The following is a 19,592-nucleotide window of genomic DNA, read 5'->3' as shown; positions in this document are numbered from 1 at the left end:
AAACACGACCGCGTGGCCCGCCACACGGCCCCCAACCGGAGAACACCCGTGCCCACAGCATCCTGGAACGACATCGTCCGCCTCGCCGGCCCCCTCTTCGAACAAGGCCTCCAGCCCGACCGCTCCGACCTCCTCGAACTCGCCTTCACCGGCGACTACTCCGACGACGTCATCGACGCCATCGACTCCCTCGACGGCAAACCCATCCCCAGCCTCGACGCCCTCCGCGAAAAACTCGCCGCCAACGGCGTCCTCGCCGACTAACCGGCCCACCCCCAAACCACCCATCGACCCTCGACGCGCCCGCCCCCCTGCACCAAACTCCCCCCGTGGCCGAACGATTCGCTGACCGGCGAGAAGCCGGCCGCCTCCTCGCAGAAGCCCTCCGGCGCGCCGGCGCCCCGCCCAACGCCATCGTCCTCGGCCTCGCCCGCGGCGGCGTCATCGTCGCCGCCGAAGTCGCGCGCATCCTCGCCCTCCCCCTCGACGTCATCGTCGTCCGCAAACTCGGCGTCCCCGACCAGCCCGAACTCGCCTTCGGCGCCATCGCTCGCGGCATCCGCGTACTCAACCCCGAAGTCGTCGCCGAACTCGCCCTCACCCAAGAAACCATCGACCGCGTCGCCCGCACCGAGACCGCCGAACTCGAACGTCGCGAAGCCGCCTACCGCGCCGGCAGGCCACCCCTCGACCTCCGCAACCGCCCCGTCATCCTCGTCGACGACGGCCTCGCCACCGGCGCCTCCATGCGCGCCGCCATCGAAGCCACACAAACCCTCGGGGCCAGCCGCATCATCGTCGCCGTGCCCGTCGCACCACCAGGCGCCTGCCAAGAACTCGCCACCCGCTACCCCGGTCTCGAATGCCTCGCCCTCCGCACCCCCGACCCCTTCTACGCCGTCGGACTCTGGTACCGCACCTTCCCCCACACCACCGACGACCAAGTCACCGCCGCCCTCGCCGCCAACAAGTGACGTCACCCAACCCCTCACCGCCCACCCATCGCCATCCTCCAGCCCAACCAACCATCGCTACACTAAAACCGTGCCCTCCTCCACCATCTCCGAAAAACTGCGCAAACAGCTCGCCGCCCTCCCCGCCCGCCCCGGCGTCTACATCATGCGCAACGCTGCCGGCCAAGTCATCTACGTCGGCAAAGCCGCCAAGCTCCGCGACCGCGTACGCTCCTACTTCGGCTCCCCCCACGGCCTCGAACCCAAAACCCGCGCCCTCCGCGAACAAATCGAAGACTTCGAATACATCGTCGTCACCAACCCAGGCGAAGCCCTCCTCCTCGAAGCCGCCCTCATCAAACGCCACCAGCCCTTCTTCAACATCCGCCTCAAAGACGACAAACGGTACCCCTACCTCAAAATCGACCTCCAAAACCCCTGGCCACGCGTCTCCATCACCCGGCGCATCGAAAACGACGGCGCACGTTACTTCGGCCCCTACGCCAGCGCCGGCTCCGTCAGAGCCACCCTCGACCTCACCAAAAAACTCTTCCCCTGGCGCTCCTGCACCAAAGAAATCACCGGCCGCGACCCTCGCCCCTGCCTCGACTACTACATCAAACGCTGCATCGCACCCTGCACCGCCTACTGCACCAAAGAGGAGTACGACGAAGTCATCCAACAAGTCATCCTCTTCCTCGAAGGCCGCGCCGACGACGTCCTCCACCGCCTCCGCCGCCAAATGGACGAAGCCGCCGAGCACCTCGAATTCGAACGCGCCGCCCAGCTCCGCGACCAGCTCCGCGCCATCGAGCGCACCGTCGAGCGCCAACACGTCGCCACCACCCGCAACGAAGACGCCGACATCTTCGGCCTCGCCCGCGACGGCGACGACGCCTGCGTCCAAGTCTTCTTCATCCGCGGGACCCAAATGATCGGCCGCGATAGCTTCATGCTCGCAGGCGTCCGCGACGAACCCGATAGCACCATCCTCGCCAACTTCCTCCTCCAGTACTACGAAGGCGCCCAGTACACCCCCAAACTCGTCGCAGTTCCCCTTCAGCCCGACGACCGCGACACCATCGAAGCCCTCCTCACCCAAAAACGAGGTGGCCGCGTCGAAATCCGCATCCCCGCCCGCGGAGAAAAACGCCGCCTCGTCGATCTCGCCGCCGAAAACGCCCGCGAAGCCCTCGCCCTCGCCCGCATCCGCTGGCTCGCCGATTCCAACAAAACCGAACAAGCCCTCGAGCAGCTCCGCGAAGAGCTCTCCCTCCCCACCATCCCCCGCCGCATCGAGTGCTACGACAACTCCAACATCCAAGGCACCAGCCCCGTCTCCAGCATGGTCGTCTTCATCGACGGCAAGCCCGCACCCAACCAGTACCGCCGCTTCCGCGTCAAGACCGTCCAGGGCGCCAACGACTTCGCCACCATGCAAGAAGTCCTCCGTCGCCGCTTCGGCCGCCACGCACGTCCCGCCCCCCCAACCGAGCAAGACGAAGCCCCCGCCCCCGAAACCGAAGCCTGGGACCTGCCCGACCTCCTCATCGTCGATGGCGGAAGAGGCCAGCTCTCCGCCGCCCGGGAAGTCATGCACGAACTCGGCGTCCACCACATCCCCGCCGTCGCACTCGCCAAACGCCACGAAGAAATCTTCGTCCCCGACGACGACGAACCCATCGTCCTCCCGCGCGGCTCCGAGGCCCTCTTCCTCGTCCAACGCATCCGCGACGAAGCCCACCGATTCGCCATCACCTTCCACCGCCAGGTCCGCAACAAATCCACCCTCCAGAGCGCCCTCGACACCATCCCCGGCATCGGCCCCAAACGCAAAAAAGCCCTCCTCAAAAAATTCGGCAGCGTCAAAGCCATCCGCGAAGCCGACGTCGACGAGATCGCCGCTACCGTCGGCTTCACCCGCGCCCTCGCCGAACGCGTCAAAGCCGAACTCTAGCCCGCCAACCCCGGGCGCCCCAGCGCCCCCGGTAGAGCCCCCTCCCAGCCGCCCCCGGAACGCCAGCCCCACCAGCGCCTGCCACCCGCCCCCCGGCCAACCGTCCGCTGGAAAGTCCGCCCCGAGTGCGCCATCCTACCAGTCGCGCCCCCCAGCCGGCCGCCCCAAACACCACCATGCCGATTCGTTTCCTCGCCCTCGGCGATTCCTACACCATCGGCGAAGCCGTCTCACCCGCCGATAGCTGGCCCGTCCAGCTCGTCCAACGCCTTCGCGCCCGCGGCATCCCCGTCGCCGACCCCGTCATCGTCGCCGCCACCGGCTGGACCACCGCCGAACTCGCCGCCGCCATCGACACCACCCCCCTGGACGGACCGTTCGACCTCGTCACCCTCCTCATCGGAGTCAACGACCAATACCGCGGCCTCCCCTGCGACCACACCTACCGCCAGCGCATCCGCCACCTCCTCCATCGCGCAATCGCCCTCGCCGGCGGCGAACCCCGCCGCGTCCTCGTCCTCTCCATCCCCGACTGGAGCGTCACGCCCTTCGCCAGCGACCGCGACCGCCCCGCCATCTCCACCGCCATCCAAGCCTTCGCTGCCGCCAACCGCGCAGCCGCCCAAGAGGCAGGCGCCGCCTGGGTCGACATCACCCCCCTCTCGCGCCAGGCCGCCACCGACCCCGACCTCCTCGCCGCCGATGGCCTCCATCCCTCCGCCACAATGTATCGGCGCTGGGTCGAACTCATCCTTCCCCTCGCTCACGCCATCCTCAGCGGCAACGGTAACCCGCCCTGACCAGCCCCCCATCGACGCGCCGGCCCGAATATCCTACCGTGGAGAAGTCATGGCCGACCGCATCGAGCGCGAAATCGAAGAACTGCTCGCCAAGCTCGAAACCCAGCTCCCCGAAGATGGGCGCGAGCCCATCTCCCTCGAACAGCGCCGTCGGCAGCAACGCAAGCGCCGCCGTCTTCCACGCCTCAGCCTCCCCGAGATCAATCCCGCATCCCTGCTCCTCACCGGCGCCGCCGTCATGATCGCCGGACTCTTCCTCGCCATGCTCTGGGACCCCCTCATTTGGGTCTCCTTCGCCGGCGTCGTCATCTTCATCGCCGCCTTCCTCCTTTCTTTCCGCAAACGCCCCGTCGGCAGCATCGGCGGCGGCCCCAAACGCGTCTATTGGCGCGACCGCTACATCGAATACGAGCCCGAAAACCGCAACCGCTTCCGCAACCCCTTCCGCCGCCGCTGAACTTCCGCGCACTTTACCCCTCCCCAACGTACCCTCGTCGCATGCGCCTCGCCCCGGTCGCCGCCCCACTCCTGGCCGCAGCCCTCATCGTCGCATGCAACGACCGCGTCGACCCCGACCCCAGCCCCTCCGGCCCGACCCCTCCCGCAGCCTCCCCGACGATCGTCCCCGCCGCCACGCCCAGCACCACACCATCCGCCCCCGCAGAGCCCCGCACCACCGCCCCGAGCGGCCGCGCCACCGGCCCCGAAGGCCACCACGCCAACCTCGCGCTCGCCCACGTCCAAGCACTCGCCGCTGCCCCCCGCGTCGCCGGCACACCCGCCGAGCTCCGAGCCGTCGAATACCTCGAACGAACATTGGCCGCCTACGGCTACCAAGTCGAGCGCATACCCTTCACCTTCGAAAACGACCCCTTCCGCGTCGGTGAAGTCCGCGTCGGCGGCACCCCCGTCGAAGCCCTCACCATGGCCGGCAGCCCCGGAGGAACCGTCGAGGCACCCGCCGTCCACATCGGCCTCGCCGACGATGCAGGCATCGCCGGCCGCGACCTCGCCGGCCGCATCGCCGTCGCCGAGCGGGGGTCCCTCACCTTCGCCGCCAAATACCGCAACGCCGCCGCCGCCGGCGCCATCGGCCTCATCGTCGTCAACAACCAGCCAGGGCCCTTCTCCGGCAACCTCACCCTCGAAGCCGCCTTCCCCGTCGTCGCCATCGCCCGAGAAGACGGCCAGGCCATCCTCGCCGCCGCTCGCGCCGGCGCCACCCTCGCCATCGCCGCTCCCCCAACCGTCGGCCCCACCACCGCCTACAACGTCATCGCCCACGCCCCCGGCCAACCCAACTGCCGCATCATCGTCGGCGGCCACTTCGACACCGTCCCCGGCGCACCAGGCGCCAACGATAACGCCAGCGGCACCGCGAACGTCCTCGAACTCGCTCGCACCTTCGCCCTCCAAGGCCCCGTACCCGGTCTCTGCTTCGCCCTCTTCGGCGCCGAAGAATCGGGCCTCCACGGCAGCAAAGCCCTCGTCGAACGACTCCGCACCGCCGGCACCCTCCCCCGCTACATGGTCAACCTCGATGTCACCGGCATCGGCACCCGCGTCGAGGTCATCGGCGATACCCCAGCAGCCCGCCGCGCCATCGACCTCGCCACCGCCAACGGCATCCCTTCTGTAGCCTCCACCCTCCCCCCCAACACCGGCAGCGACCACATGAGCTTCGCCGAGGCCGGCGTCGAAGTCGTCTTCTTCACCTCCGGCGACTTCTCCACCATTCACTCCCCCCAGGACACCGCCGCCGCCATCGACCCAGCAACCCTCGACGCCATCGGCGACGCTGCTTACCTCCTCGTCCGCGACCTCCTCGCGCAGCTTGACTGAGCCATAACCATGGAACGAGCATGACTCCCATGCCCACCAAAGCGGTAAACGTTCGCGCAGCGCTGCTCACCGCCCTCGCCGCGGCAGCTGGCCTCGCCGCCCTCGCCACCATCGCTTGCGGCGGCTCCACACCCGAGCCCGCCTCCGGCAAGCGCGTCACCGACCCAGCGCTCGTCCCCACCGCCACCCCAATGCAGAACCCCGTCCTCTACCGCTTCCAGGGCAACCAGGTCATCCTCGAGGGTGGAACACCAGCCGCCATCACCCCCGCCGCCGGCAGCACCCCCGCCGCCCGCAAAACCTACACCGTCAAACCAGGCGATACCTGCTCCGGCATCGCCGCCGCCGAAGGCATCGCCCTCGAAGCCCTCGTCAAAGCCAACCCCACCGCCTGCGATAACCTCAGAGCAGGCGACACCCTCACCATCCCCGCACCGACCCCAACGCCAGCAGGGCCAAGCGGCGGCCTCACCTCCAATCCCACCGTCCGCCCAACACCGACCGCCCCAGCCTCGTCCGGCGGCACCTCCAGCTCCTCCGGAAAGACCTACACCGTCAGAGCCGGCGACACCTGCGCCGACATCGCCGCCAGCTACGGCGTCTCCATCGCCGACCTCATCCGCGTCAACAGCCTGACGAACGACTGCCTCCTCCAAATCGGACAGGTCGTCAAAATCCCCTGATCCCGGCCCTCAGCCCGAAAACACCCCCGGCCGTACCGCCGAAACGCTCGGGATCGCCCCAAGCGTGCTCGCCAAACGGTCGGGGCTCATGCCCGCCCGCCGCGCCGCCGCCCCCACGGGCGCCCCCAGGTCCTCCACATCCAGCCCCAGCGCTACCACCTGGCGCAGCGGAACGTGACGCGCGCGCAGCACCTCGTAGAGCGAAACGCGGGGCGAAACCCCACCATCGTCGACCACGTCGCACCTCCTCACGTTGGCCTCCAGCCCGACCCGCGGCCCTACCGCCGCAGGCCCCTGGCAGCGTGCCGCCGAATACGCACCACCGTATCGCCTCGCTGCCCCGTTGTCAGGCCCTGCCACAAATTCTTCACGGAACTTCCCGCGAAGCCCTGGCAAAAAGAGAGGCCCGGCCGCACCGTAAGCCGGGCCTCTCGCTGCGCAGCGCGCCTGGAGGGGACAGGGGGGCGGCTGCCTCGGGAAGCTCCCGATGCGTACAGCCTCGGCCACCGCCATGAACCTCCCGTTATCGCGGCGTGAAGCTTACATTTCGCGGCCGAGCCACTCCTTCAGTACCTCGGCCGTGTGTTCGCCCAGCTTCGGCGCTGGCCGGCGCAGAGCCCACGGCGTCGCCCCGAACCGATACGGAGCACCCGGCATCCGCACCGGACTCCCCTCCCGCCCCTCCCCCTCGACCGCCACCCAAAACCCGCGGTCGCTCCAGTGCGGATCCGCAAGATTCTCCTCCGGACTACGCACCACCCCCCACGCCTGCCTTCGTTCTTGCCCGCCCCGATACACCTCCTCCGCCCCATGCGCCGCAATGAACCGTTCGAGCTCCATCGCGATCTCCGCTGCCTCCGGACTTCCCCGACCCACTTGCCGATTCAGCGGTTCGTCGAACCGCGGTTCATCGAACTGCCTCCCGAACCCCTCCCCCTGGAACCACTCCTTGATCTGCTTCCAGCTCGCATTGTCCCGCCCCACCCCGAAAATCAACGTCCATCGCCCGTCCGCAGCACGGTAGAGCCAACGCTCCGTCGGCGCCGCCGCCGCATGCCGCCCCGTTTGCCGGATAACATCGACCCGCTTCGTGAACCAGTACGGCAGCGCAACCTCCGTCGTGCTGCTGATCGCCTCGTGCACAGAACAGTCGACGAACTGCCCCTCCCCCGTACGGTCGCGCCAGAGCAACGCCGCCAGAATGCCCTGGACCGCGTAGTGGCAGCCAGTCAGCCACCCCTGGTCGCCGTGCCCCCGGATCGGCGGCGCACCCTCCGCGTCCTCCGCGTCATAGCCATTCATCATCATCGCCCCACCGAGCGCCAACGAAACCAGGTCGGTCGCCTCGAACCGCGCCCAAGGGCCATCCTGGCCGAAGGGCGTGATCGCGCACCAGATCAGCCCTGGATTCCGAGCCGCCGCCTCCTCGTACCCCAGCCCCAAATTGGACAGCTCCCCTGGCCGCCCGTCCTCGATCACGATGTCCGCGGCCCCCACCAGCGCCATCCACGCCTCCCGCCCGCCCGCTTCCCCCAAGTCCAGCACGACCGACCGCTTGTTCGTGTTGAAGTACCAAAAGCCCAGCGACCGATTCGGCCCCGGCACGTCGTCCACGAACGGCCCCACCCCACGCGCCTCCGAACCCCCTGGCGGCTCCACCTTCACCACATCCGCACCCATATCACCCAAAAGCTTCCCCGCGTACTGGCCCATCGTCCCGCACCGCTCCACCACCCGGAGCCCGGAGAGCGCCCCCCTCACATGAACACCCCCAGCCCCTCGAGCTCCGCATACTCCTCCGGCCTCATACCCAGCACGCCCGTCATCACCTCGAAAGTATGCTCACCCATCAGCGGCGAGGCCGACCGGTTCGCCCCAGGAGTATGGCTCAATCGCGGCGCCACGCTATCGAAACCCGAATCGCCGAGCTCCGGGTGCGGCATCCGCGTCCACCAACCCCGCGCCCGAAGTTGCTCGTCCCGCTCCACCCGGTCGCCCGCCGTCTGGCACACCCCCGCCGGCACCCCAGCCGCTTGCAGCGTCGCCATCACCGCGTACGCATCGCGCTCCCGCGTCCAGGCTTCGATACCCGCATCGATCTCCGCCTCGTGCTCGAGCCGCCCAGCGTTCGTCGCAAAGCGCGCATCCCCCGCCCAACCCGGTTCGCCCATCGCCCGCCGCAGCGCCTCCCATTCCGCATCGTTCCGCACCGCCAGCGCCACCCATCGGTCGTCGCCGGCGCACCGGTACGTATTGTGAGGGGCAATTCGAGGCTCCCACGAGCGGTTCCCCGGCGGCATCCCCTCGCGCAGCCAGCTCCTCCCATTCACCTCGAAATCCAGCACCGCCGGCCCAGTCAGCACCATCCCCGTCTCCACCTGCGCAATGTCGATCGCCTGTCCCTCGCCCGTCACATTCCGATGGTGAAGCGCCATCATCACCGCCATCGCAGCGTAGTAGCCCGCCGTATGGTCGAGGTACGAAAACCCCCACCCCGCGGGCGGCTTCCCGGGCAGCCCCGACATCAGCGTCAAGCCGCTCAGCGCCTGAGCTGTCGGCCCCCACGTCGTGAAGTGCCGGTCCCGCCCCGTATGCCCGAATCCCGAAATCGAACAGTAGATCACGCCCGGATTGATCGCCCGTTGCGCCTCGTAGTCCAGCCCCCACGATTCCAGCACACCGCTCGAAAAGTTCTCGATCACCACATCGCTCACCCGAATCAGGCGGTGCAACACCTCCATCCCCAGCGGATGGCGCACATTCAAGAGCACACTCCGCTTGTTCCGGTTGAAATAATTGAAAAACCCCGAATTGTTCAGCGTCGGCTTCTCGCCCGCGATCGGCCGGCCCAACCGAATCGGGTCCACCGCCTGCCCGTGCTCCACCCGAATCACTTCCGCCCCGAAATCCGCCAGAACCCGCGTCGCCGTCGGCCCCGCGATCACCCACGTCAGATCGCAGACCCGAATCCCCGCCAGCGGCAGCTCCGTCATCGCTCGCGGATTATAGCCGCCTCGCGCATCCCCGCCGGACCTGTACGATGAGGGCCACCAAAGCCGCCGGAGAATCCCCATGTCCGAACTGCCCGTCGTCGAATCCGACATCTTCCAAGTCATCGGCACCCAACGCGCCATGCGCCGCCTGAAGCCCGACCCCGTGCCCGAGGAATACATCCACAAAATCCTCTGGGCCGCCACCCGCGCCCCGAGCGGCGGAAACCGACAGAACTGGCGCTGGCTCGTCATCACCGACCCGGCCAAGAAACAGCAGCTCCAACAGTGGTACAAAGAAGGCTGGGACCGCCTCGTCCAAAGCGGCTACGGCAACCGCCCCGACCTCCCCCCAGACGAAGCCGCCAGCAACGAGCGCGTCATGCGCTCCGCGCAATACCTCGCCGACCACCTCCACGAAGTCCCCGTCCTCATCCTCGCCTGCGTCCTCATCGACCCTGGCCAGCGCCCCGACATCACCGCAGGCTCCAGCATCTACCCGGCCGTCCAAAACCTCATGCTCGCCGCTCGCGCCCTCGGCCTCGGAACCGCCCTCACCACCCTTCATCGCATCCGCCAAGACGACGTCCGCAAGCTCCTCGGCATCCCCGAAACCGTCGAAACCGCCGCCCTCATCCCCGTCGGCTGGCCGCGCGGCAAATTCGGCGCCGGCTTTCGCAAGCCCGTCGAGGACGTCACCTACTGGGAAACCTGGGGCAACAAACGAAAATAACCGCGGAGCAAAAGGCCGTGCCGACCCGACTCACCGTATCGATCACCTATTGCCGCCGCTGCAACTTCCTCCCCCGCGCACTCTGGACCGCCCACGAAATCCTCCACACCTTCGGCGAATACCTCGCCGACCTGCGGCTCGTCCCTGGCGGTGGCGGCGATTTCATCGTCGAAGTCCAAGGAAAACAAATCTTCTCCCGGCGCGAGGCCGGCCGGTACCCCGAAATCGCCGAACTCAAAGAAGCCATCGCTACCCACCTCGAACCCTCCGAAACAGCCACCCTCAAGCGTCACCCCCGCGTAGACCCTTGACTCATGCCCAATCCCGTCCTCGTCCGAAAGCGCAAGTACGACCGCTCGGTCCGCAGCACCTGGCCCGGCGACCTCGTCGATGCCCACGACGACTGGCTCATCGTCCTCCACGACAGCCAACACCACCCCAAAGACCCACCCGACCCCGCATCAGCACCCGGCTACGGCATCCACACCATCGGGTTGCGCGAACCCCTCACCGTCCTCCATTGCTTCGACGCCCTCGGACACTTCATCGAAGCCAAGTGCGACGCCGCCCTCCCCGCAACCATCTCCGGCCGCACCATCGACTTCGTCGACCTCGACCTCGACGTCGTCCTCCTCCCCGAAGGCACCCACCACATCCGCGACCGCGAGATCTTCGAACAGCGCGCCCGTACCATGGCCTACCCACCCGAAGTCCGCCGCGCCGCCTGGTGCGGCATCCTCCACGCCCTCCGCCGCATCCGCCGCCGCCGCTTCCCCTTCGACGGCACACCCGAAACGATCCTCGGCCGCGAACTCGCCTCCCGCGGACCCCTTTGAACGCCAACCCCTCCCCAGGCGTACAATCCGCCCCACACCCACAAAAGGAACCACCATGCCCTTCATCGACCGCGCCGGCGTCCGCATCTACTACGAATCCGCCGGCAGCGGCCCACCCGTCCTCCTCAGCCACGGCTACAGCGCAACCTCCCAAATGTGGCACGGCCAAGTCCAAGCCCTCGCCGACCGCTACCAGATCATCACCTGGGACATGCGTGGCCACGGCCAGTCCGATAGCCCCGACGACCCAGCCGCCTACTCCGAAGCCCACACCGTCGCCGACATGGCCGCCATCCTCGATTCCCTCGGCGTCCAGAGCGCCGTCATCGGCGGCCTCTCCCTCGGCGGCTACATGTCCCTCGCCTTCCACCTCGCCCATCCCGCCCGCGTCCGCGCCCTCATGCTCTTCGATACCGGCCCCGGCTACCGCAATCCCGCGGGCCGCGAAGCCTGGAACCGCACCGCCGAAGCCCGCGCCCGCGCCTTCGAAACGCACGGCCTCCAAGCCCTCGGCCCCGGCGCCGAAGTCCGCATCGCACAGCATCGGTCCGCCAAAGGGCTCGCCCACGCCGCCCGCGGCATGCTCGCCCAGTTCGACTCCCGCGTCATCGAATCCCTCCAAACCATCCGCGTCCCCACCCTCGTCCTCGTCGGCGAACACGACGAACCCTTCCTCGGTGCCACCGACTACATGGCCACCAAAATCCCCGGTGCCCGGAAAGTCATCGTCCCCGCCGCCGGCCACGCCGCCAACATCGACAACCCGCCCGCCTTCAACGCAGCCGTCGCCGAATTCCTCGCCACCCTCCCCCGGCCCTGACCGGACGCGCCGCGCCCCCGCCCTGCCACTCGTGATATCCTGAAAGCCCACACCCGCAGCAGGGGAACCATTCGTGCCCTACTCCATCGTCGAAACCTGCATCGGCTGCACCGCCTGCACCAAGCGGTGCCCGACGAACGCCATCACCGGCGAGCGCAACCAGCTCCACGTCATCGATCCCACCCTCTGCATCGACTGCGGCGCCTGCGGCGTCGTCTGCCCGCCCGAAGCCATCCTCGATACCTACGGCAACGTCTGCCGCTCCTACAAAAAAGACCAGTGGCCCCGCGCCGTCGTCATCGAAGAAAAATGCATCGGCTCCGGCTGCGAGCTCTGCATCAACATCTGCCCCTTCGATGCCCTCAGCCTCCAACACACCGACCGCATCGACGACTTCTTCGGCGTATCCACCGTCGACGAAAAAAAATGCACCGGCTGTCGCCTCTGCGAAGACGTCTGCGGTTGGGACGCCATCCACATCTTCCCGCTCAAAGAAGAAGTCGTGAAAGACTGGTCCGAGCTCACAGAAGAAGAAAAACAGATCGTCACGCGCGCCCGCAAAGCACTCGGCGTCCTCTAGCGCGTCGGCCCAGCCACCCAGCTCCAACGGGCTGCCGACTTCGGCAGCCCGTTCCTACACCCGCGCCGAGGCAGCGAGCCCGTCGATTCGCCGCGCCAGCTCAAGATCCCGTTCCGTCACCCCACCCGCATCGTGCGAGCTCAGCCGGAACGTCACCCGGTTGTACACCCACGCAACCTCCGGGTGGTGGTTCAACACCTCCGCCACCGTCGCCACCCGCACCACCAAGCCCATCGCCTCGATGTGGTCCGCCAACCGGAACGTCCTCGTCAACGCAACGTCCCCCTCCGCCGCCCAACCCGGCAGCTTCGCCAGCGCTTCCCGAATCCCCTCCGCGCTCAACCTCTGCTCCATGCTCGTGCTCCTGGCCCTCCAGCGAAATCCCCGGCGCCCCGGCTGGTCTGAACCATCCTTTGCCGGTCCGTAGCGCCGCCTCACCATAGTATGGAACAGCGCATGGATTCCAAACCGCCGCCCCGAACCCGCATTTCCCGCCGCCGCCTCCTTGGCGCCGGCGGAGCGATGCTCGGCGCCGTCGCCCTCGGCGCGGCCTGCTCCCGCGGCGGCGGCCAGCCCACACCCTTCGGCCAATCCCCCACCCCAGCCCAGCCCACCCGAGTCCCGTCCCCTTCCCCAACCACCATCTCCAGCCGCCACGGCCACACCCTCCGCCATACCGGATTCGTCGAGCGCGACGCCTTCGTCGATCCCCACAAAACGCAGGCCGGTCCCCTCATCGGCCAACAGGCCATGGTGTTCAGCCGCCTCCTCGCCTACCAAGACCAGGCACGCGGCACCATCTCCGCCGACCTCGCACAATCCCTCCCAGAACGCCCCGACCCCCTCACCCTCGTCTTCCGCATCGACCCCCAAGCCCGCTGGCACGACCACCCACCCCTCGACGGCCGCCCCGTCACCGCCGATGACGTCCGCTTCAGCATCGAGCGCCAGCTCAGCGGCGACACCACCTTCGTCCGCGCCCCGCAGTGGTCCGTCATCGATGCCCTCGAAGTCACCTCCCCCCAGACCATCACCGTCCGGCTCAAACAGCCCATCGCCGCCGCACACCACCTCTTCGCCGACGTCGCCTCCTTCATCGTCGCCCCAGAACTCGCCCCCAACGGCCAAGACATCACCCTCGAACGCCAGGTCGGAAGCGGCCCATTCCTCTGGGTCGAATGGAACGACCAGCGCTTCGCCAGCGTCCGCCGCAACCCCGCCTGGTTCGGCGGCGACCGTCGCCCCTACCTCGAAGGCATCTCACTCGTCCAACCCCGTACCACCGCCGAAGTCGAAAGCGGCCTCCGAACTCGCGCCCTCGACGTCGCGCTCGTCAGCCGAACCCTCGCCGATCACCTCAGAGAGGCCCTGCCCCAGCTCACCGAATACACCGTCGGCCACTCCCTCTTCTTCAGCGTCCGCTACTCCCTCGTCAACCACCCCTACAACGACCAACGCTTCCGCAACGCCATCACGTGGGCCCTCGACCGCCGCGAAATGGTGCGCAAATTCTTCGATGGATCCGGTGGCCTCAGCCCTTGGATAAGCTGGCCCGTCACCCGCTGGACACTCCCCGAAAGCGAACTCACCGTCGTGCCCGGCTACCGCCCCGGCGACGGCGGCCGCGAAGCCGACCTCCGCGACGCCCGCGCCGCCCTCGAAGCCTTCCGCTCCGAAAAAAGCCTCCCCGACAAACCCCTCCCCCTCTTCGTCGTCGATACCACCGAAGCCGCCATCGGCCTCGGCTCCATCATCCGCGACCAGCTCAAGGCCGCCCTCGACCTCGACATCCAGGTCGTCCCCATGCCCCTCGCCCAGCTCGTCGGCCTCCTCCTCTCGGCCGAAGCACCATTCGCCGCCGGCCCCGATACCGGCTGGATCGACCTCGACGACTGGGTCTACCCCTACTTCCACAGCACCGGAACACGCAACAGCTTCCCACTCCGCGACCCCGACCTCGACGCCCTCATCGAAAAACAACGCTTCGAACTCGACGAGACCGCCCGCCGCGAAATCGGGTTCGAAATCCAGCGTCGCCTCCTCACCCTCAATCCCGGAGCGAACCTCGTCAGCGAACGCGTCGTCGCCCTCGCCTGGCCCTACGTCAAAGGCTACCCACTCGACACCACCGACGGCTACCAACACCGCTTCGCCGATTGTTGGATCGACGCCAACGACCCCACCTTCCGGGGCCGCTCCTAACTCGCCCGCACCTCGAAACGATACCCCGTGCCCCGCACCGTGCGAACCGCCCTCCGCTGGCCCGCCGCCGCCAACTTCCGACGAATATTCGAAACATGCCGCCGCAAAATCTGCAACGAACGCTCGTCCACCTCCAGCCCCCACCCGCGCTCGATAATCTCCGCCGCCGTCACCGTCCGATTCGCCCGCGCCAGCAAAAACGAAAGAACCTCGCACTCCCGCTCCGTCAACACGATATCGCCCCCAGGTGCGTGGAGCCGCAGCCGAACCGGGTCCAGCTCCCACGGGCCCGCGGCAACCGCCTCCATCCCCGCCACACCATCGCGCGCCAGCTCCCGCATCTTCCGCACCACCTGCGAACTCGTTCGCTCCCCGCGCACCACCCCATCGATCTCCGGCCGAAACGTCCCCGGGATCAGCAGCCCAGGCATCGCCGGGTCGCTCACGTACAGAATCGGCACCAACCGCCACCGCCGGTGCGCATGGAAACCCGCCGCCACCGCCGCCTGCTCCTCCGCCGGCATCCCACACAGCACGAGCAAGTCGAACACCTCACGGTCCGCTGCCGCCAGCGCTCCCCCGGCATCCCCCGTCAACCACGCCTCCAGCCCCTCCCCAAGGAGCGACCGCCCCTCCAGCGCCGGCGGAAGCCCACCATCGATAACCAGAACCCGTGGCATTGCCGTCCCTCGCTCCTCCTCGTGGCCTTCCGCGCACCTCGCGCCCACCCACGCATCCCCATCCGCCGTCATCGAATCCAGGCTAGCCTCGCCATCCACCGCCCCGCATCGGGACAACCCCCGCTTCGCCAGCGGAACACGCTGCAACCTGCGCACGCGAATCCCTGTCGAAAGCCTCGCCCCTAACGCCTCACCTCGTCATCGTCGAAGACCAACCCGCCCCGCTCCATCAGCCGCCGCGCAATCTCACGCGGATCCGGCGCATACGCCCCGCTCGCGATCGCCCGGCGCAGCGCCTCGATCCGCAGCTCCCGCATCTCCGGCGCCGACCGCACCGCCTCCAGCGCACGAGCCAGCTCACGCGCATCCTCCGTGATTCCCGCCCGATCGACCGCCTCCGCCACGGGCGCCGGCCGCGGCCCTCGCAACGGAGTCGATTCGAAGCTCACCCCGCGCGCATTTCCCGTCTTCCGAACTCCCGTCATCGACAACTCCTCTCTTCCTTGCGCATCGCCTCCCCCATCGTCGCATCCGTTCCCGCCTCAGGCCGGAGCCCCAGGCGAAATCTCGCCCACCAGACGCCCGGTGACCACCAGGCGGTGCCGCAAATCGCGCGTACACGTGATGAGCGTAACGACCGCGCTCGCATCCGAACGCAGAACCTCCGTCGCATCCGGGTCGACCACCACCACCGTTTCTACGACATAACGATAACCCCGCTCCCCAGCATACACCTCCACCACATCGCCCGCGCGCACCCGATCCAGCGTCGCGAAGACAGCGACATTGCGCGGGTCCGCCACCGAAACATGCCCACTGATCACCATGTTTCCCGGCTGGCCCGGCATCGCAGAGTCCACATGGTGGCCCGCCGCACGCCATGCCGTCTCCCAGCGCGCCACACCGGCCTCCACCACCACCCCCACCTCCGTCACCGGCACATCGATCCCCGCAGCAGGGATCACGAGCCGCGTCGGCAGGCCCCCACTCGAGACGGTCCGGAACGCTGCCACAGGCCGCTCCGCCGCCCGCCCAGGAAGCGTCGCCGTCGGCCCGCCGTCCGGTGCGCTCGGCACCCCAGGCGCCCCACCGAACCACGCTATCAGCCCCGCACCCAGCACCATCGCCGTCGCCACGAGCGTCGACCCGTGCTGGCCAAATCGTCGCGGCTTGCCCGTCATCCTTCCCTCCGGCGCACTCTCGCGCTGCTCAGAGTGTCGGCACCCACCCCACGCATCTTGATCGCCGGACGGTGGCGCGTCAGGCACCATTCGATGACGGCCAAGTGACGAGAACGTTGCGACCTTCGAACTTTACGGTGCGCAATCGTCCGTTTGCGCACCGTTCACAACGACGTTACCCGCCAACCGACGACCGATACGCAGCGCTGCCCGCCTGCCCCTCCCGAAGCCGCCGGATCCGTGCCCCCGTCCGCTCCAACTCCCCCGCGATCAGCCCATCCGCCGCAACTGTGACCGCCATCAGCTCAGCGACGAGCTGCGCGTCGCCCGGCCCCACATCCGCCATCGCCCGCCGGCTCGCAGCCAGTAGCCCAGCGTCCAGCGCTTCCAGCCGCTCGGCGAAATCCCTCCCATCCACATCCGCCAGCAGGCGCAGCCGCTCGCGCGCCAACTCCAGCGCCTCCTCGATCGGGCGGCGCCCGCCCATCAAGCTGCCGCCTCGCTTCCCGCAGCCGCAGTCCCCGCCGCCTGTGCCCGTAGCTGCGCCGTCGCCGCTTTCCAGGCATCGCCGATCCGCGCGACATGCCGCTCCGCCTCCTCCAGCTTCGAGAGATCGCCCACCGAGCCCTCCACGATGCGGCGCAAACAGTAGGCGTAGATCGCCGCCAAATTCTCCGCAATCTCCCCCTGGCTCATGTCCAGCGTCGCCCGCAGCTCCCCGACAATCAGATAGGCCCGATTCGTCTCGTCATTGAATCCCTGGTGGTTGCCGCTCTCCCAATGCAGGCGGGCTTTCCGCAGCGCCTTCACCGCCCCATCGAACAGCATCGTCGTCAGCGTCACCGGGTCCGCCGTCATCGTCTCCACCGTGCGGTACGCCGCGTACGGATTCCTGGTCATCGACTTGTCCTCCCTGTCGGTCTCGTATCAGTTGTCGACGCGTTCAGGCCATCCTGAATGCCTCGGCCGCCTACTTCTTGCTCCCACCGATCGCAGCGATCTGGTTCGCAAGCTGCTGGATATTGCCCAGCACACTCTGCGCCCGCGCCTGCGCCTGCTCCATCAGCGCGAACTTCCGTCGCAACTGTTCCATCTCCGCCTCGATCCGCTGTTCGAGCGTCGCAATCCGCTCCGCAATATCCGAGCTCACTTTGTCGTAGGTCGCCTTCCGCTTCTCCAGCGTCCCCCCGATCGCCGCCTGGTTCTCCGCGAACCGCTTCAGCCGCTGGATCACACTCTCCGCCGTCGCACCGACCGTAATCGTGTGCGAGCCGGCCTGCAGCGTCGGACCCGCCGTGAGCGTCAACCCCGGAATCAGCGTCGAATTCGACCCGTTCGCAACAATCGTCCCCGAAACCGTCGTCGTCGGACCGCCATTCGCCGGCGTGAACACCGCCGAAAGGTTGCCCGCCCCATCGTCCGTCACCACCCAGCGCCCAGGCTCCAGCCCCGCGTATGTTCCGCTGATGCCCGTGATCGACCCCGTGCCCCCAGGTTCCAACGTCGCCGAAAGACTCAGCCGGCTCAGCAGCTCCTGTACCCCGGCCTGATTCGTCCGAACCGCCTCCGCGAACTTCGCCTCGTCGAACTGCAGCGTGTTCGTCGTCCCGACCGCCGAACCGATCGCCCCGAACGTCACCCCGATCTGCGAAAGCGTTACCAATCCGCCCTGCAAATTCGTCCCCGGGCTCGTCACGATGCTCCGCAAGTCCGACTTCAGCTGGCGCAGCGAAGCATCCCCGCTCAGCGGCCCCGACTTGTTGTTCGTCTTCGAACCGTCGGCCCGGGTCGCGTCATCGATCGCCTTCATCACATTGTTGAACTCCGTCACGAACGCCTTCACCGCGTTCGCCGCCCCCGACGTATCCTGCGATACCGTCACCGTCACCGGCGAGGTCGTCACCTCCTTTAGCGTTATCGTCGTCCCGCCAAAGCTAATCCCGTTCGAGGCCGACTGCTGGGCAGGCCCGCCATCGATGCTGTACTCCGCGTTCTCTCCAGCCGTCAGCGTCCCCGTCGTCAGCCCCAGCTTCGCCGCAAGGTTCCCCCCCGGCGCATCCTCCACCGTCAGCATCAACGTGCCCGTCGCCTTGTTCTGCAGCCGGACGCTGTCCGTCAGCGAATCGTACCGCGCCGTCACCCCTGCCTGGCTCGCGTTGATTCGATTGATGATGTCCATCAAAGAGTCGGTCGCCGCGTTGTAGCCAATGCTCACCCCGTTGATCACGATCGCCTGGTCCCCCGCATTCGGTGGCCCGCCGTTCAGCCCCGCGTCCTGCAGCTTCGCCGAAACGCTCAGGCGGGCGAGGGGACCGGCGCTCGAACGTGTCGTCCCCGGCGCCGAGGTCAATAACCCCGTCGCCGCCAAAAAGTTCGACGTGTCCGCGCCGCTCCCGAACGAAATCACCCCCTGGCTCGACGTCACCGTCAAAATGTTCGGACGCCCCCAGCTGTCGTTCGTAATGCTCGCCGTCACCCCGATGCCACTCGCGTTGATCTCCGCCACGACATCGTTCAGCGACATCTGCTGCGTGAACGCTTCGCCCGTGCGCGTCGTCCCCGGCGCCGAACCCATGAGCCGCATCGCCGAGAGAAAATTCGAGCTGTCCGAAGGATCGCCAAGCACCACGTCGCCGCTGCTCGAAGTCAGCTGCAGCCGATTCAGGCGGCCGTTCGCATCGGCCACGATGCTCGCTGTCAGCCCAACGCCAGCGCCGTTGATCGCGCTCACCACATCGTCCAGCGTCTGCGTCGAAACATCGATGGTCAGCTGCTGCGTCCCACCGCCCGTCGTCCCGACCGTGAACGTCCCGCTCGTCACCGCCATCTCCACATTCGCCCCAGCCAGCGCCACCGAGGATTGCGCTGCCGCCGCCCCGATGGTGAACACCCGCGTCCCGCCTCCCGCCGTCGCGATGGTGAACGTCCCGTTCGTCGGCACCGTCCCGAAATTCGAACGATTCATCGCTTTGGTCGCATCGATGCCCGCCGAAATCGGCGTACCATCCAGCCGCGTCGCCGTCGCGAGCCGATTCACGCTCACCGTGAAGCTCCCGGGCTGCGCCCCAGGCAGCGCCGAAACACCCACCGCCGTGCCACTCGCCGTCGCCACCATCCCACTCACCGATCGCGCCTCCGCCAGCGCCTTCACCCGCTCCAGGAACGCCTTCATCGCGCTCTGCACCGCACCCACCGCGCTCTTCTTCGCTTGCGTGTCCGCATCCTTCTGCTCCAGCAGGGTCACCTGCCGCATCCGCACCGCAGTCAGCTGCCGAATCACCGCCTCCGTATCGAAGTTCGCAAAGAATCCGCCGATGCGTATCGGATCGCTCATC

Annotated in this window: 23 protein-coding genes; 13 read left to right on the top strand and 10 right to left on the bottom strand. The window is 67.8% G+C overall.

Annotation, left to right across the window (positions count from 1 at the left end; all coding sequences use genetic code 11):
• Positions 1 to 48: 48 nt before the first annotated feature.
• The 7 genes from VAE53_RS00865 to VAE53_RS00835 all read left to right on the top strand — a co-directional run bounded on the left by VAE53_RS00865 (position 49) and on the right by VAE53_RS00835 (position 6,235).
• On the top strand, positions 49 to 264 hold the full coding sequence (locus tag VAE53_RS00865) for a hypothetical protein (RefSeq protein WP_322817464.1): 216 nt from the start codon (positions 49 to 51) through the stop codon (positions 262 to 264).
• Positions 265 to 329: 65 nt separating this feature from the next.
• Complete coding sequence (locus VAE53_RS00860) at positions 330 to 974, top strand: phosphoribosyltransferase family protein (RefSeq protein WP_322817463.1); 645 nt, start codon at positions 330 to 332, stop codon at positions 972 to 974.
• A 70-nt stretch (positions 975 to 1,044) separates the two neighbouring features.
• Positions 1,045 to 2,910: an excinuclease ABC subunit UvrC gene (uvrC, locus tag VAE53_RS00855; protein ID WP_322817462.1), complete on the top strand. Its 1,866-nt coding sequence runs from the start codon at positions 1,045 to 1,047 to the stop codon at positions 2,908 to 2,910.
• A gap of 176 nt (positions 2,911 to 3,086) precedes the next feature.
• Positions 3,087 to 3,710: a GDSL-type esterase/lipase family protein gene (locus VAE53_RS00850; RefSeq protein ID WP_322817461.1), complete on the top strand. Its 624-nt coding sequence runs from the start codon at positions 3,087 to 3,089 to the stop codon at positions 3,708 to 3,710.
• Between the two features lie 49 nt (positions 3,711 to 3,759).
• Positions 3,760 to 4,167, top strand: coding sequence for a hypothetical protein (locus VAE53_RS00845; RefSeq protein ID WP_322817460.1), 408 nt, complete (start codon positions 3,760 to 3,762; stop codon positions 4,165 to 4,167).
• A 41-nt stretch (positions 4,168 to 4,208) separates the two neighbouring features.
• Positions 4,209 to 5,552, top strand: coding sequence for a M20/M25/M40 family metallo-hydrolase (locus VAE53_RS00840; RefSeq protein ID WP_322817459.1), 1,344 nt, complete (start codon positions 4,209 to 4,211; stop codon positions 5,550 to 5,552).
• 29 nt (positions 5,553 to 5,581) lie between these two features.
• Positions 5,582 to 6,235 (top strand): LysM peptidoglycan-binding domain-containing protein, encoded by a 654-nt coding sequence (locus tag VAE53_RS00835; RefSeq protein WP_322817458.1) that lies wholly within the window; start codon positions 5,582 to 5,584, stop codon positions 6,233 to 6,235.
• A 9-nt stretch (positions 6,236 to 6,244) separates the two neighbouring features.
• On the opposite strand, the gene VAE53_RS00830 is transcribed toward VAE53_RS00835, so the two are convergent.
• From VAE53_RS00830 to VAE53_RS00820, 3 genes are all read right to left on the bottom strand, one after another.
• Positions 6,245 to 6,472, bottom strand: a complete 228-nt coding sequence (locus VAE53_RS00830) for a hypothetical protein (RefSeq protein WP_322817457.1) — start codon at positions 6,470 to 6,472, stop codon at positions 6,245 to 6,247.
• A 303-nt stretch (positions 6,473 to 6,775) separates the two neighbouring features.
• Positions 6,776 to 7,996, bottom strand: a complete 1,221-nt coding sequence (locus tag VAE53_RS00825; RefSeq protein WP_322817456.1) for a CoA transferase — start codon at positions 7,994 to 7,996, stop codon at positions 6,776 to 6,778.
• A complete protein-coding gene (locus tag VAE53_RS00820) occupies positions 7,993 to 9,228 on the bottom strand; it encodes a CoA transferase (RefSeq protein ID WP_322817455.1) in 1,236 nt (411 codons plus the stop codon). The genes VAE53_RS00825 and VAE53_RS00820 overlap by 4 nt, the downstream gene beginning before the upstream one ends.
• A gap of 79 nt (positions 9,229 to 9,307) precedes the next feature.
• On the opposite strand from VAE53_RS00820, the gene VAE53_RS00815 reads away from it, so the two are divergent.
• The 5 genes from VAE53_RS00815 to VAE53_RS00795 all read left to right on the top strand — a co-directional run bounded on the left by VAE53_RS00815 (position 9,308) and on the right by VAE53_RS00795 (position 12,194).
• Positions 9,308 to 9,958, top strand: a complete 651-nt coding sequence (locus tag VAE53_RS00815; protein WP_322817454.1) for a nitroreductase family protein — start codon at positions 9,308 to 9,310, stop codon at positions 9,956 to 9,958.
• A 17-nt stretch (positions 9,959 to 9,975) separates the two neighbouring features.
• The gene (locus VAE53_RS00810; protein ID WP_322817453.1) at positions 9,976 to 10,269 is read left to right on the top strand and encodes an Rdx family protein; all 294 of its coding nucleotides are present in this window, start codon (positions 9,976 to 9,978) and stop codon (positions 10,267 to 10,269) included.
• Positions 10,270 to 10,272: 3 nt separating this feature from the next.
• A complete protein-coding gene (locus VAE53_RS00805) occupies positions 10,273 to 10,794 on the top strand; it encodes a DUF402 domain-containing protein (RefSeq protein ID WP_322817452.1) in 522 nt (173 codons plus the stop codon).
• 55 nt (positions 10,795 to 10,849) lie between these two features.
• Positions 10,850 to 11,614: an alpha/beta fold hydrolase gene (locus VAE53_RS00800; protein ID WP_322817451.1), complete on the top strand. Its 765-nt coding sequence runs from the start codon at positions 10,850 to 10,852 to the stop codon at positions 11,612 to 11,614.
• Positions 11,615 to 11,687: 73 nt separating this feature from the next.
• Positions 11,688 to 12,194 (top strand): 4Fe-4S binding protein, encoded by a 507-nt coding sequence (locus VAE53_RS00795; RefSeq protein WP_322817450.1) that lies wholly within the window; start codon positions 11,688 to 11,690, stop codon positions 12,192 to 12,194.
• A gap of 54 nt (positions 12,195 to 12,248) precedes the next feature.
• On the opposite strand, the gene VAE53_RS00790 is transcribed toward VAE53_RS00795, so the two are convergent.
• A complete protein-coding gene (locus VAE53_RS00790) occupies positions 12,249 to 12,548 on the bottom strand; it encodes a 4a-hydroxytetrahydrobiopterin dehydratase (protein WP_322817449.1) in 300 nt (99 codons plus the stop codon).
• Between the two features lie 102 nt (positions 12,549 to 12,650).
• Between VAE53_RS00790 and VAE53_RS00785 the strand changes: the two genes are divergently transcribed.
• A complete protein-coding gene (locus VAE53_RS00785; RefSeq protein WP_322817448.1) occupies positions 12,651 to 14,396 on the top strand; it encodes an ABC transporter substrate-binding protein in 1,746 nt (581 codons plus the stop codon).
• Here VAE53_RS00785 and VAE53_RS00780 read toward each other — a convergent pair.
• From VAE53_RS00780 to fliD, 6 genes are all read right to left on the bottom strand, one after another.
• Positions 14,393 to 15,148: a winged helix-turn-helix domain-containing protein gene (locus tag VAE53_RS00780; protein WP_322817447.1), complete on the bottom strand. Its 756-nt coding sequence runs from the start codon at positions 15,146 to 15,148 to the stop codon at positions 14,393 to 14,395. The genes VAE53_RS00785 and VAE53_RS00780 overlap by 4 nt on opposite strands.
• Before the next feature lie 110 nt (positions 15,149 to 15,258).
• Positions 15,259 to 15,561 (bottom strand): flagellar biosynthesis anti-sigma factor FlgM, encoded by a 303-nt coding sequence (gene flgM, locus VAE53_RS00775; RefSeq protein ID WP_322817446.1) that lies wholly within the window; start codon positions 15,559 to 15,561, stop codon positions 15,259 to 15,261.
• 57 nt (positions 15,562 to 15,618) lie between these two features.
• Positions 15,619 to 16,257, bottom strand: a complete 639-nt coding sequence (locus tag VAE53_RS00770) for a sortase (protein ID WP_322817445.1) — start codon at positions 16,255 to 16,257, stop codon at positions 15,619 to 15,621.
• 175 nt (positions 16,258 to 16,432) lie between these two features.
• A complete protein-coding gene (locus VAE53_RS00765; protein ID WP_322817444.1) occupies positions 16,433 to 16,744 on the bottom strand; it encodes a hypothetical protein in 312 nt (103 codons plus the stop codon).
• Positions 16,744 to 17,157, bottom strand: a complete 414-nt coding sequence (fliS, locus tag VAE53_RS00760) for a flagellar export chaperone FliS (protein ID WP_322817443.1) — start codon at positions 17,155 to 17,157, stop codon at positions 16,744 to 16,746. The genes VAE53_RS00765 and fliS overlap by 1 nt, the downstream gene beginning before the upstream one ends.
• Before the next feature lie 70 nt (positions 17,158 to 17,227).
• On the bottom strand, positions 17,228 to 19,592 hold a 2,365-nt coding region (fliD, locus tag VAE53_RS00755; RefSeq protein ID WP_322817442.1), incomplete at its 5' end, for a flagellar filament capping protein FliD.

The organism is Tepidiforma sp., from assembly GCF_034432735.1.
Taxonomy (GTDB): domain Bacteria; phylum Chloroflexota; class Dehalococcoidia; order Tepidiformales; family Tepidiformaceae; genus Tepidiforma.
Note: the sequence above shows the minus strand (reverse complement) of the source record. Positions and strands in the feature narration are given on the sequence as shown.

Excerpts from the sequence above, each read along its gene's own strand:
- flgM (WP_322817446.1), bottom strand. The coding sequence starts at position 15,561 with ATGACGGGAGTTCGGAAGACGGGAAATGCGCGCGGGGTGAGCTTCGAA.
- VAE53_RS00790 (WP_322817449.1), bottom strand. The coding sequence starts at position 12,548 with ATGGAGCAGAGGTTGAGCGCGGAGGGGATTCGGGAAGCGCTGGCGAAG.
- VAE53_RS00815 (WP_322817454.1), top strand. The coding sequence starts at position 9,308 with ATGTCCGAACTGCCCGTCGTCGAATCCGACATCTTCCAAGTCATCGGC.
- VAE53_RS00820 (WP_322817455.1), bottom strand. The coding sequence starts at position 9,228 with ATGACGGAGCTGCCGCTGGCGGGGATTCGGGTCTGCGATCTGACGTGG.
- VAE53_RS00850 (WP_322817461.1), top strand. The coding sequence starts at position 3,087 with ATGCCGATTCGTTTCCTCGCCCTCGGCGATTCCTACACCATCGGCGAA.
- VAE53_RS00845 (WP_322817460.1), top strand. The coding sequence starts at position 3,760 with ATGGCCGACCGCATCGAGCGCGAAATCGAAGAACTGCTCGCCAAGCTC.
- VAE53_RS00765 (WP_322817444.1), bottom strand. The coding sequence starts at position 16,744 with ATGGGCGGGCGCCGCCCGATCGAGGAGGCGCTGGAGTTGGCGCGCGAG.
- fliS (WP_322817443.1), bottom strand. The coding sequence starts at position 17,157 with ATGACCAGGAATCCGTACGCGGCGTACCGCACGGTGGAGACGATGACG.
- VAE53_RS00785 (WP_322817448.1), top strand. The coding sequence starts at position 12,651 with ATGGATTCCAAACCGCCGCCCCGAACCCGCATTTCCCGCCGCCGCCTC.
- VAE53_RS00805 (WP_322817452.1), top strand. The coding sequence starts at position 10,273 with ATGCCCAATCCCGTCCTCGTCCGAAAGCGCAAGTACGACCGCTCGGTC.
- VAE53_RS00770 (WP_322817445.1), bottom strand. The coding sequence starts at position 16,257 with ATGACGGGCAAGCCGCGACGATTTGGCCAGCACGGGTCGACGCTCGTG.
- VAE53_RS00840 (WP_322817459.1), top strand. The coding sequence starts at position 4,209 with ATGCGCCTCGCCCCGGTCGCCGCCCCACTCCTGGCCGCAGCCCTCATC.
- VAE53_RS00780 (WP_322817447.1), bottom strand. The coding sequence starts at position 15,148 with ATGACGGCGGATGGGGATGCGTGGGTGGGCGCGAGGTGCGCGGAAGGC.
- VAE53_RS00800 (WP_322817451.1), top strand. The coding sequence starts at position 10,850 with ATGCCCTTCATCGACCGCGCCGGCGTCCGCATCTACTACGAATCCGCC.
- VAE53_RS00835 (WP_322817458.1), top strand. The coding sequence starts at position 5,582 with ATGCCCACCAAAGCGGTAAACGTTCGCGCAGCGCTGCTCACCGCCCTC.